The sequence below is a fragment of the Calditrichota bacterium genome, from assembly GCA_013112635.1.
Taxonomy (GTDB): Bacteria; Calditrichota; Calditrichia; order Calditrichales; family J004; genus JABFGF01.
Window position 1 is genome coordinate 584230 of sequence record JABFGF010000002.1, and the last position, 13453, is coordinate 597682.

At 37.3% G+C, this 13453-nt stretch carries 9 protein-coding genes; all 9 read left to right on the top strand.

Going from position 1 to position 13453, the window contains the following annotated elements; translation table 11 throughout:
- Positions 1 to 16: 16 nt before the first annotated feature.
- The 9 genes from HND50_07685 (at position 17) to HND50_07725 (ending at position 13438) form a co-directional block, all read left to right on the top strand.
- Entirely contained in the window at positions 17 to 2326 is a 2310-nt protein-coding gene (locus HND50_07685; GenBank protein ID NOG45095.1) for a TonB-dependent receptor, read from the top strand.
- An 18-nt stretch (positions 2327 to 2344) separates the two neighbouring features.
- On the top strand, positions 2345 to 3262 hold the full coding sequence (locus HND50_07690) for a DUF4249 family protein (protein NOG45096.1): 918 nt from the start codon (positions 2345 to 2347) through the stop codon (positions 3260 to 3262).
- Positions 3263 to 3563: 301 nt separating this feature from the next.
- On the top strand, positions 3564 to 4802 hold the full coding sequence (locus HND50_07695; protein ID NOG45097.1) for a GWxTD domain-containing protein: 1239 nt from the start codon (positions 3564 to 3566) through the stop codon (positions 4800 to 4802).
- A 133-nt stretch (positions 4803 to 4935) separates the two neighbouring features.
- The gene (locus HND50_07700; GenBank protein ID NOG45098.1) at positions 4936 to 5445 is read left to right on the top strand and encodes a DinB family protein; all 510 of its coding nucleotides are present in this window, start codon (positions 4936 to 4938) and stop codon (positions 5443 to 5445) included.
- A gap of 78 nt (positions 5446 to 5523) precedes the next feature.
- Positions 5524 to 6801 (top strand): glycosyltransferase family 4 protein, encoded by a 1278-nt coding sequence (locus HND50_07705; protein ID NOG45099.1) that lies wholly within the window; start codon positions 5524 to 5526, stop codon positions 6799 to 6801.
- Between the two features lie 87 nt (positions 6802 to 6888).
- Entirely contained in the window at positions 6889 to 7704 is an 816-nt protein-coding gene (locus tag HND50_07710) for an RHS repeat-associated core domain-containing protein (protein NOG45100.1), read from the top strand.
- Positions 7705 to 8485: 781 nt separating this feature from the next.
- Positions 8486 to 8674, top strand: coding sequence for a hypothetical protein (locus HND50_07715; protein NOG45101.1), 189 nt, complete (start codon positions 8486 to 8488; stop codon positions 8672 to 8674).
- Entirely contained in the window at positions 8662 to 8949 is a 288-nt protein-coding gene (locus tag HND50_07720) for a type II toxin-antitoxin system RelE/ParE family toxin (GenBank protein ID NOG45102.1), read from the top strand. The genes HND50_07715 and HND50_07720 overlap by 13 nt, the downstream gene beginning before the upstream one ends.
- A 340-nt stretch (positions 8950 to 9289) precedes the next feature.
- Positions 9290 to 13438: a hypothetical protein gene (locus HND50_07725; protein ID NOG45103.1), complete on the top strand. Its 4149-nt coding sequence runs from the start codon at positions 9290 to 9292 to the stop codon at positions 13436 to 13438.
- The last annotated feature ends 15 nt before the right edge of the window (positions 13439 to 13453 follow it).

Genomic DNA, 13453 nt, shown 5'->3' on the forward strand with positions numbered 1-13453 from the left:
ACAAAAATGGAAAAAAATGAAAATCCTGCTTCTTTTATTTTTATTAATCTCATCACAATTGTTTTCTCAGGAAAATGGCAACGCCACCATCAGCGGTTTTGTTTTTGAAGAGGCAAGTTATGAAGCCTTGATTGGCGCAAATGTTTACCTGGAAAACCAGCCCTTAGGCGGCAGCACAAATAACAGCGGTTACTATGTTATCACAAATATACCGGCCGGAAAAGTTACGCTGGTTGTTTCTTTTTTGGGCTACAAAACCCACAGGCAAAATGTGGACATTAAAAAAGTTGAAAACCTGAAAATAAATATTGTCCTCAAACAGGATTTGCTGGAATCGGAGACGATTGTAGTTACAGCAGATTCCATTCCAATTGCTGATCAACTTTTTGAAAAACAAATCTCAACCCTAAAACTTTCTTCAAGGCAAATTAATTCAATCCCTCAAATTGCGGAAGCTGACCTTTTAAGATCATTGCAAACCCTGCCCGGTATTTTGCCCTTATCCGATTTTTCTTCTGCTCTTTATATTCGCGGAGGCACTCCGGATCAAAACCTTTACCTGATTGATGGTACGGATGTTTACAATCCTGAACATGCATTTGGACTTTTTTCAACTTTTAACACCGACGCCATAAAGCAAGTGGATTTATCCAAAGGTGGGTTTAGCGCCGAAAAAGGTGGCCGTCTCTCCTCAATCATCGATGTTACAAATATTGATGGTAACCGGAAAAACTTTCAGGGCAAAGCCGGGATCAGTCTGCTTTCTGCACGGACAACTCTGCAAACTCCTTTAGGCGATTATGGCTCTTTGTCCGGCTCCATCCGGCGAACTTACTTTGACCAGACCATAGCCAGGGCCATTGATGATATTCCCGATTATTATTTTTATGACGGTAACTTAAAAGCATTTTTTGATATTGATGGCAATAACAATTTAACCATCAGCGGTTATGGCGGCCGCGATTTGCTGGATATCGTTTTCAACAGCAACGCCTCGGGTGATTTGGGTTTTAAATATGATTGGGGCAACCAAACCGGAAGTATAAAATGGGCCCATATTTTTAATCCCAGGTTGTTTGCAAATTTTTGGGTCACTGCCAGCCGTTTCTCTTCTTTTTTAAATTTTGAAGGATTTGAAGCCAAAGAAGAAAATATTCTAAATGACATCACGCTCAAAGGAAATCTTGAATATCATCACTCAAACACTTTAAACACCAATTTTGGTTTTGAGCAGAAAAATTTTGACGTACGCTATCTTTCTCTAGCACCCGGGCGCGACGTAATTGTAAAGACAAAACGCGAACATTATGTGGCATATCTGCAATCCAATTGGCAGCCAAGCCCTTTGTGGGATTTGGAAGCGGGCTTACGTTTTAACTTTTTTAATGCCGACAGCAATTTCTTTGATATTGCACCACGTTTTGCCGCTAAATATAGAATCGATGATAAAAGTACTATAAAGTTTTCAACGGGACTTTATCATCAATACCTGCACCGTATTCCACGATTCCTGATTGCAGATATCTGGACCACATCCAGCAAAAAGCTGAGGCCGTCAACCAGCGTTCATTATATTTTGGGATATCAGCGCGAGTTACCGGGACAGTTTCAATTGGAAGTTGAGGCCTATCATAAATCTTATAAGGATATTTATTCTTTTGACCAAAATTTCCTTACCGAGCTCCAGGCTTCTTATTTTAATGAGGATGAGGAACCTGTTTTTACATCCGGTGCGCCTTTATTAAACAGAGGCGACGGAATTACAAGTGGTTTTGAAATTTTATTGCGTAAAGAGAGCGGGCTTGTAACAGGTTGGGCCGGATATTCCATTGCTGAAACAGAGTACACAATTAAAGATATTAATCAGGGGCGCTCGTTTAAACCACGGCATGACCGAACGCACACAGTAAATTTAATTACAAATGTTGATTTGGATAATTTATTTTCACAAACGGTAACAAGAGATAGCAGCCGTTGGGGACTAGGCGTAAATTTTGTTTATTCCACAGGACAACCTATTACCGAACCAGGATCGGCATATTATATAGCGTCTTCACCTGATGCACCTTTTCGCGATGTGGCATTTGCGCCAACAAAAATAAATCAAATTCGCTTGCCGGACTATGCACGTTTAGATGTAAGTGTAACCTGGACTCTGCAATATGAAACCTGGAAAATGGCGCCGTATATACAAATTTTTAATATTGGCAATCGACAAAATGTATGGTTTGCCACATATGGTTTTGATGAAGACTTTATACCGGAATTGGAAGAACAATACATGTTTCCTCTTCTGCCAACATTTGGTGTTAATTTTGAATTCTAATTTGGATTGGAGAATTAATTGAAAAAAGTAATTATATTTTTAATAACTACTGTTCTCATCCTCTCCTGTGGTGAAGGTGTTGTTAAAGTTGAAAATGTAAGTTATGAGCCTAAAATAATGGTTGAGGGTTTTCTTGTACCCGGTAAGAAAGTTGAAAAAATCCGAATTATGAGAAATTTTAAACTTAACCAAAGCGTGGACATCCTTGATGCAATTGTTAACCCATTAGAAACAGAAGTAACACTAAAGGACGAGCAAAGCGGGTTGCTTTATCCTTTGTCCCTCCATATCCCGGATTCAATTCAAGATATTAATGGCTATTACTTTGAATACAATGGCAGCGATCTTTCAATTAGGCATGAAAATTCCTATACCCTTGAAGTAAAGACAGAAATCGATGGGCAGCAACTTTGGACAAAATCCACAACAACAGTTCCTCCCGCCGGGTTCAGCATAAAAAATGTTAATTTTGACAGCCTTAAATTTGGCCAGCAAAAAGGTGATGGCAATTTTGAAAATTTCGAGCTCACCATTGAACGGGCCGAAGGTTTAACTTTCTATGTGAGAACTGTCCGTGCCATGGATAATGACTCGTTAAGTTTTATTCGAAACCATCTGGTCGCGGAGTTTAAGCAAGAAGACTTTGAAGAACGGAAAGACGATTTTTCTTACAATGCCCGATGGATACAAAATACACCGGATTATCCCGGTGAAAGTATCATCCGCTTATTTTGGGTACATTTTTTCTTTTATTCAGAATATGAAGTTATCGTTTATGCTGCGGATGAAAATTACAGGGAGTTTTTACAAACCTATTCACGCGTACAGGAGTTTGACGGAAATTTCCATGAAGCAAAATTTAACTTTGAAGGTGATGGGATTGGTGTATTTGGCTCAGTTGTACCGGATACTGTTTATATAAAGGTGACTCGCTAAAACTTAAAACTATACTTATTTTATTGTAATTGATCAGAAAATTACCATTTTTGATTTTTGTGTTTACTTTTCATCACGTAGTGTGTTTATGATTTTAAGTTAATTTAAAATCTTTATTCCCCCCGAAACATTAATCTTTACTCGTTTTTCATTTTCTTTAAACCCAAAAAAATGAACCCAAAATTGCAGCTTTCAGCCCACATTCATATTTAAAAATAATATTAACACCACGACTATTATTATATAGGGGAAATATTTTGGAGGCCATGAACTGAATTCATAAGACAGGGAGGAATTCATCATGGAAAAAATTTTAACTTTATACAGGAAGCTGGCAATTTTGCTTTATTGCCTCGGTGAGTTCTTTTTTAACCCACTGCTTGCCGGGCAGGATATTTTTGTCGATTACTTCACATTTCAATCTTCCGATGTTGGCAAAACTCATCTCGAGCTCTATTTTTCTTTAAATAATTCAAAAATCCAATTTATTGCAGATGGCAAAGAATATACAGCGTCTGTTTCTTCCTCTTTATATATATTTAATGATCTGGATCAACTTGTAAAAAAACAATCGCTTGATCATGAGCTGGTCTGCGATTCATTTAATAAAACAATAAACTCATCCATTACTAATTATTTTAAATTTAAACTGGATATTAATCCGGCTACTTATAAAGCCATATTGGTAATCGAAGACAAAAATAAAAACTCGTCTGTAAACCATAAAATGAGTTTATCAATACCTGATTATTGGAAAGACTTTGCTTTGAGCAGCCCACAAATTTTTACATCGCAGGAAGATTATAAAATACCCAATATTAACCACACTGTCTTCCATACGATGCCTCAATTAAAACTGTACTATGAGTCTTATAATTTGGAAATTGATGTTTATTCACAAAACCTTACAGTTGAATATCTATTAAAAAATGAATCCGGCCATGTCTTTCAAAAACAGACTCAGATAGTTCCGGTAAACCAAATAAAGTCGGGCTTTAAAACAACTTTTTCGGTGGAACACCTGCCTGGTGGTAATTATTCATTACAAATCATTCAAAAAAACAATAATAATACGGCATCCTCAAACATTCCATTTACATTGATCCAATCCCCAACAAAGATTGCCCTGCGGAAATATGACAGGGTATTAGATGAATTGCAATATATTGCCAATACCAAAGATTTAGAAACTTTGAGGAAGCTGGACTTGAATAAACGGCAGGAAGGGATCGATTCCTTTTGGAAAAGATATGATCCAACACCTTTGACTAAAGAAAATGAACTTAAAAATGAATACTATACCCGAATCGTGCAAGCCAATAAAACTTTTTCTTTAAAACAACTTTCTGGGTTTGAAACAGATTTTGGTATGATTTTAGTTTTGTTTGGTAAACCGGACAAAATATCGGGGAGTGCTCCAACGCAAGTATGGCACTACAATGATTTAAATCTAAAGTTTACATTTATTAGTATTGATGAGAGAACTGCTTTTAACCTTGTTGACAGAGGACAGGTTTTTGCAGATTATATGCCGAGGTAGAATTAAACGGTTCTTGCATAAGCGGTATTATGTGCCGCTTTTTTTATATATAGTAGTGTCTTGTTTATAACGTATTCAATTGATTAAATTGTTAAAACAAAGATAATTTATTCAATTAAAAATAAAGGCTGAAATGAAAGATTATTTAAACCGCTTTTACAATTACATTTTAAATTTTGAAAATGAACTAGCTGACTTTGATCCAGATTTAGCCAAAACAAAACCAGCAGCAGAAAAATGGTCTCCGAATGAAATTTTAGGACATTTGATTGATTCTGCAATAAACAATCACCGTCGCTTTATTTTGATGCAGTTGCAGGATAATATGAATTTTGACGGTTATGACCATCTTAACTGGGTTGAACTGAACGGATACAATAAAAAAGACTGGAGCGATATTCTTGATACCTGGGTAACTTTTAATACAAACATTATCGAAACCCTGGAAGAAATCCCCCAACAAGCCTGGAAAAAAGAATTTACTGATCATACGCTGGATAAAATTGCATGGCAATCACTGCCTGGTTCCAAGGCAGCAACAATGGAATATTTAGTTAAAGATTATTTCGGTCATCTGGTTCATCATTTAAAGCAGGTTTATGCTTTGGGAAATTTAGCGTTTCCAATGCAAAATTCGTATTAACAATAGATGAATTTATTCCGAATTACTAAAATGCTTCAATATTAGATTAAAGAGCTAAAACATAAACAGGGATTTTTTATGCGAATTGGAATTATAATAGGCAGAATTGGTGATGTAGACGGTGTGGCGCTTGAGACTGAAAAATGGATTAAAATTTTACACGATCTTAAACATGAAGTTTTTGTTTTATCAGGTCGATTTACAAAACCAATAATCGATGCTGATCATGAAACCATTATCCCCAACATGTCTTTCTTTTCTCCGAATTGTGAGTGGGAACAGAACAGGGCTTTTTTCTTTCCGCCGGATGACCCAGATGAATTGTTGACACATTTGCACTCCACTTCGGATGGTTTGGCAATACGCATGTTTAAATGGGTTATGCAAAACAAATTGGATATGGTTATATCTGAAAATGCTTCCGCGCTTCCTGCACATCTTTCCATGGGGATGGCCATAAAAAAACTGGTTGAAGCTACAGGAATAAAAGTAATTTGTCATGATCATGATTTTTCCTGGGAACGTGGCGATCGCTATAAAACACCTTTCCCGGAAGTTGAACAAATCATAAAAGAAACATTTCCCCTGCAGATTGAACATGCTTCACATGCTGTAATAAATACATATGGTAAAGATTTTTTGCAGGACAATTACAATATTGACTCAATTATAGTTCCCAACGTAATGGATTTTAATGAACCTTATGGCCGGAAAGACAAATATAACAAAAACCTGTTAAAAGATATTGGACTCAATGATGATGACATCCCGCTGTTCCAAATAACCCGTATTGTCAGGCGCAAAGGAATTGAAACAGCCATCCGTCTTGTAGAAATGCTTGACGACAAAAAAGTTAAACTGGTAATTACCGGTAGCGCTGCAGACGATGAGCGTAAAGGCTATTTTAAAGAATTGGTTGATCTGATCAATGAAAAGAAACTAAATGAAAAAGTGATTTTTGCATACCGGAGAATTTTAAACGACCGCGGTTCCCGGCCACACGATGGAAATGTCTATTCGCTCTCCGATGCTTATGCACATTCCACGGCTTGCACTTATTTTAGCACCTATGAAGGTTTTGGCAATGCTTTTGTAGAGGCCTGCCTGGCCAAAAAACCTATTTTTGTAAATGACTACAAACCTGTTTACTGGCCGGATATTGGCTCCAAAGGGTTTAAAGCTATTATGCTTGAGGATAGTGTTTTGACCGATGCAAAAGTAAATGAGATGAACAATATTATCCACGATCCCAAGCTGCAGAAGGAAATTGGTGAGTTTAACCACCATCTTGGCCGCCTGCTTTTTTCCTATGACGTTCTGAAAGAGAAATTGGAAATCCTGCTAAGAAAAAATTGATTGTTTGAATTATTACACTCACCCTTCTTATATGTAAAAGACCATTTGGGCAGCATACGCCAGACCTGGAAAGACAATGGCACTATTGTGCACGGCCAGGATTATTACCCATTTGGCGAGAGTTTAAGGGAATATTTTAACGGTAACCCCATAGAGAAATACAAGTTTACCGAGAAAGAGAGGGACACAGAAACAGGCTATGATTATTTCGGCGCCAGGTACTATGACCCCGATATTGGGCGTTGGTTGAGTGTTGATCCGCTGGCTGGAAAGTATCCTTCATTGAGCCCCTACAATTACACCGCAAATAATCCGATTAGAAATTATGATCCCGATGGAAAGGCATATTTTGATGCTATAACCGGAGATCATATATCTACATCTGAAGCTTATAACAGATTGAAAACAGCTATTGGAAATTTTATATCAAATGAACTATATGGTACGAGTAAAATCACGGCATTAATGTTTTATAGTGAGGATCATAATTTCTACGATATTTTTGTTGATGATTTTGAAAGCTCCGGAATTGGTGGAAAGGCTTCTAATATGGGAATATATTCAGGAATAGAGGGGCAGGATATTCTGGTTGATACACGTTTTAGAGGAGAAAATAGAATAGCGTTTGAAGTAGGTGGCGGAGGAAGTGACTCAAAAATTGGCTCGAATGAAAATTTAATATTTGAAGGCCCCAGTCAAGAGCTATTAATTTCTATTGAAGCGAAATCATTAAAAGAGCTGAATAGATTCTTGAAACAAGTAGGATATATAAGATATTACGATAAAAAAAAGGGAAAATACACTTATAAGCCAACAGAGGAAGAAAAGAAAAAAAGAGAGAAAAAAGAGAGAAAAAAAGATGATGAAAATAGATGGAAAAAATATGATGTAGAAAATCAATAAGTATTTATAATTAAAGGAAAATATAATGTGGAATTTTCATATTTTTTTATTTGAATTGGGATTATGGTTTTTTATTGTTCTTTTAATTTTTAGATATATCAAAGGAAAAAATCATCTTAATTTTAAACAAATTTATTTTGTTAACTCTATTATTTTTTCAATATTGATTTTATTTACAATTTCTAATCAATATTTTTCCTTTGTAGCGTACGAAACAACTAAGAGACTTTTTAAACTTCTTAATCCATATAATCTTGCGAAATCAATAGAAACAGTTGAACTTCATTTAATGGATTCAGATCGATTATTTTTTAACTTCTTAATGGGACAATGTTTTATAATCGCATTATTATTATTTACATTTATTTTTTTTAATATTCGTCTATTAAAAAAGGAAAAGTTAAAGAACGTTAAAGAAGTATAATTTCATCTTATTGATTTAGCAGAACTGAACAATGGAGAAATATAGGCTTAACACATATTCTTCCAGGCTCCCGCGGAGTAGCGGCGGGCAAGCAAGACCGCCCCGATGAACCGGGGCTTTTACATAATGGGGGTTATACATTCGCCTTCGCACACCCCGATAAGGGCTAAAGCCCGGTCGGGACGTTGTATAACCAACATTCATGTAAACTTGCTTTGGGCACTTCAAAGAAAACGCGCGTTGTTCCGTCCCGGCAAAGCCGGGAACTTACAAACCCGGTAACTTCCCGGCTACGTTTTTTCAACTGGCATAGAACTCAAAAAAACACTATTTTCTATAAAAAATATAGGAGAAAAAATGGCCGAATCTGTCAAAGAAAAAGCAAAAGGCGTAATAGACAATCTGCCTGAAGATTCAACCATGGATGATATTATACATGCCCTTTATATCCAAATAAAATTTAATCATGGATTAAAACAGATTGAAGAAGGCAAAGGGATTCCACACGAAAAAGCAAAAGTGATGATGAGAAAATGGGCAAGATAATCTGGTCCCCTGTTGCCCTTGAAGATATTAAAAGCATCCATGATTACATAGCTAAAGACTCCGTAGACCGTGCAGCCCTTTTTATAGAACGCTTGATCGAGTCAACAGACCGCTTAACAGAGTTTCCACATTCTGGAAGGGTTATCCCTGAAATAGATAAAAATGAATGCCGGGAGATAATTTTCGGTATATACCGTATCATGTACGATGTAGTTCCAGATGCCGTAAGAATAGCATCGGTAGTTCATTCAGCGCGGGACTGGAAACCTGAATAACTTGTTCTTTGTAAAAAGCCCTCGGGAAATTTTTAGGACCGCGCATTGCTCCCCGATAAAGAATATCGGGATGTGCCACAACCACCTACCGTAAGCAGGCCTTTGGGCAAAGATTAGTTCAAACATTTCACGACGAGAAGGCGGTATCTCTGCATTTGATACTTAGGTGCCGCTCTTTGTTTTAGAACGCACTGTTCAACATGCTCACCTTTTCCCTCCCCCATCCTAAAACAAAATAAACTTTTGCCGAAAATGAGTTAATATTTTTAAGACTTCCTTAGCATAAATGTGTATATTAAATACATAGCTCCCTATTTTCTTCATCATTTGAGGTAAAGGCATGAATGCATCTGAATTAATTTCCCATTTAAAAGCTGAAAAAATTAACACCTGGTTCGATCTCGGCCTGTTTGTTGATCGTATCAAAGACTCGCGTGATCCTTCACCTTCGGCTAAACACAAAACATACGGTAAGTTTAAAGAGAGTATATCATCGGGAGGAATTGCTTTTGTATCCTTTTTCTATTCTGTCGATGGTGCATCTATGGAATGTGATAAATATGTCCGGGCGTTTCAGCGAATTTTGGGAGATTTTGAAGTTCATTATATTGCCGGGAAATTTTATGAAACAGGAAACCAGTTTCTTGTCCCCGGTTCAAAACAATTTCAGATGGATGAGCTTTCCGCCTTTGATGATTGGGACCTTTACAATGATTTCTTTTATAAGAAACTGGAACGAGGAAGCAAAGTTTATAACAGCCTGATAACACGTTTCTGGGCACAGGTAATTGCTATTGTAGAAAAACTTGCAACCTATATTGAAGATCAGAACATTGGGCTTATTTACTTATTAAATATTAATTCCAACCCCGGCAATGTTTCGGAAGCGCTTGCTTTTGTATTAATTTCTGAGTTAATGGATATCCCGGTTATTAATAATAATCATGACTTTTATTGGGAAGGTGGCAATAGCGAGATAGACATTCAGGAAAAAAAACTAAAACCCGGGCCACGTGATCACTTTTTTAAAAATTACCATTTAGGCGAAGTTTTCTCCCTCTTAGAAATAATCTATCCCTGGGAGTCCCGCAAATGGATGTCCTTAAATATCAATCAGTCGCAATGTGATGATTTAATTGACGAGCATGGACATAATCCTGCAAATGTTTTAACAATAAATACCTGCGTTGATGTTGAAAAATTTAAAAATGAAATAAAGGAAAGCCGCAAGACTGAAATACTAAACCAGGTCTGTCATATTTTTTCCAATGGTAGCAATGAAATTAAAATACATGCAGCCGGTTTGCATAATTTTGACTCCAATATTGACCGAACAAAATTAAAGCCCATTTTATTTGGAATTGAAGATAAAACGTGTGATGCCTTTGAAAAAGATAATATCTTCTTACTTCAGCCAACCAGAATACTTAGGCGTAAGGCAATTGAGGTTAATTTCACGTTAATTAGAAAGCTGCTAACAGATCCCGAAGCTGCCGATTATTTTGAACAAAACGATAATCTTAAAATCACACTTTTAGTTACAGGCCCTATTGCAACAGGCCAAGTTGACTATTGGATATTTCTCATTTCAAAATTTAATGAAATGCTTTTGGGATTAGGTGAAAAATTTCGCAGCAAGGTTTTTCTTGGTTTTATGCTTAGTGCGTTTGATAAAAAAGCATTCCAGGAAAAATTTCCCCGGCCTTTAACCTTGCCAGAACTTTACAAAACATCTTCAATGATTGTACTGCCAAGCGAAACCGAAGGTCGCGGGTTGCCAATAATTGAGGCGGCTGCAAGTGGGATGCCTATTTTTTGCAGGCGCTATTATCCTGAACATGTTTTTGCACACGTCATTGGAGAAAATCTGCCAAAAAACCAAAGGCTAACCGTAACCGCATTTCGAGATCCATCACTTGGAAGTGATGAAATCGAATCTGTTAAGCGGCAAATATTTGCACCCAAAGCTTACGAGACCATAAATCAAAAAAACAAAGAAATTGTAAAACACCGCTTTAGCTTTGAAAGCCTGACCAACGAGCTTGAGAACGTCCTCCTTAAACTATTTTTACAGGTAAATTCCGGACAGGAAGACATGAACCTGGCGCAAGGGGCAATTGAAGGATATGAAACACATCTTAACCACAATAAAGTCTTTTCAGAAAATTTGATAAATACTGAAAACAGGCAATACCTGGCAGGCTATGGCCAGCTTCTGTTTATGTTAATGCTCAAATCATTAATTGATCCAAGTTATTTCCGTGTTGAGGAAAAACGAGTTCGCGGAATGGCAATGCATTTTGCAAAAGAACTGATAGACAATACACCGGACCCTTCTCCGATCCCAATGGACGTTATCCACAAATTTTACAATAGTGTAGATTCTCTTTTTCTGTATCGGAAAGATGAGATGGAACTCCGCTTTGATCATTCAATGGCCTATCGCCACAGAAGCAAAACCAATTATCCATATAGAACCCTGACCTCGCAGGAATTAACGGGCGTTATCAATACCTTGTACCACCGTTTAACAGATCCGCCACCGGTAACCCGCATTGGAGGAGTTACAGAAATAAAAAAGGATTGGTACCAAAACTTAAGCGTACTTTATGAAGGAGCAAAACTCAAAATTGATCATATCGACGATCTTGAAGAACGGCTAATGCAAAACAAACCTGTAGCATTATTTCCTGGAAAGTTTATTGAGCTTGAACTTGAATTATTTGTTTTAGCGCCTATCCGCTTTAGGCTAAACCTTGCGGAAAATGGAAAAATTGATGAACGAACAATTGGCCGTAAAAAACTAGCCCCAATCTTTATTATTCAACATGAACAATCTCTAGGTAATTCTGTAACTGCCGACATTTTGAAATCCTATATTTACTATAGCGGTAATATAGAGCTGATTACAGTTTTCAAACATGGTATTTGTAAAATTATTGCCAGTAAACAAAAATCGGTTGGGCTTCATTTTTATGAGATCGGAGAATTGGCGGCCAATGCTTTAAACTTTATAAAAGATAATAACGGCATTTTAATTACCACCGGAGACCACGCCACCATGATGACAGATATCGTTGATATCGACCGCTTTCACATTGGTAAAACAAACAACACCTTAGCAGCAAAAATTTTGGGCATTAAACTGTCCAGAGGATATGTTCAATGGGTTCCGGCGGGTCTGCGTTTTGCTCTCTCCTATCCAACACCTATTCAAACCGGAAAGGATTTTAGCAAGGCTTTAAAAGGGTTCCGTTTTCAAAAACTTTGCACCGAAATTGGACGTGAGAAAGTGCTGGAAATTTTAAAAAAGGATGCCGCCGAAAAAGGAAGCCCGATTAAGACAGTCTTAAAATCAATTGAAAAATCCGGTGGAAATGAAGGGCCGATATCTCACTCAGCGATAAATGGAGTTCATGCCGATGGTTTTCCTTGGTCAGGCGCTATGGCGAGGGTAAATATTTCATCTGAAAAATCGTGGGGATTTTCGGTTGTTGAGACTAAAAATGAGCCTAAAACTGTTTTAAAGTTTGTAGAAGAATTTAATATGCAAAATGGAAGAGCTGCCCGGGTAGCCTGGAATGGAGGTTATATTTTAAATCCGGAATTGGTTGGCAAACTTGGTATTCCAGAAACGTTTATCGGCTCGCCGCTTGGTTTGATTATCTCAAATGGAGAGGTTAAATGCCCACCACTATTTAATAAGGCTGCCTTTTTGGTAAATTCGGAAGGCCGTCTCAGCGTGGAAAGGGTAAACTGCGAATCGGGAATTAAAGTTGAATTAGCAGGTCAGGAAGTTGTCTTTTTAAAAGAAGGTTATAATCTTGAAATGCCCGGTACCAATCCGTGCTATTACGATTTGTTATATCCACAAAACAAATTACCGGGTAATGGACGCGTTTTAATCCGTCTTGCAGGAAACACTGTAAAAGATATAATAAAAACTTCAGCCGGAGAAACTGTACCCGTTTTGCCTGTAGGTTTAACCCTTTCACTTCCGGCTTCTACATTTCTGGAAAAATTGAAAATTGGAGATGAAGTTAAGCTTCATTTAAATGGTTTGGAAAATATTGTATCGGCCATTGAAGCCGGGCCGCAATTATTGATGGATGGCAAAGAGTGCCTGGATATGGAAGTTGAGGGTTGGAAAACGGAGAACTCAATAAATACACAGGCTGCCCGATTGGATTTTACCGATATGCGCGGGCCGAAGATTGCAATCGGCATAAACAAAGAGGGGAACTTATTTGTCTTAACCATTAATGGCCGAATCCGCGAATCCGTAGGAGCGACACATTTTGATATGGCTGAGATATTAAAAAAACAAGGAATGATCCAGGGTATGGGTTTTGATCCGGGTGGAAGCAGCACATTGGTTGTGGATGGCAAAACAGTTAATATTTCGCCCTATAACAGTGCTTATGAAAAAGATGTTTATTCCCTGGCCCCTGAACCGCGAATGGTTGCCAATGCTTTTATCGTTTCATAAAAACACAAACCTTCC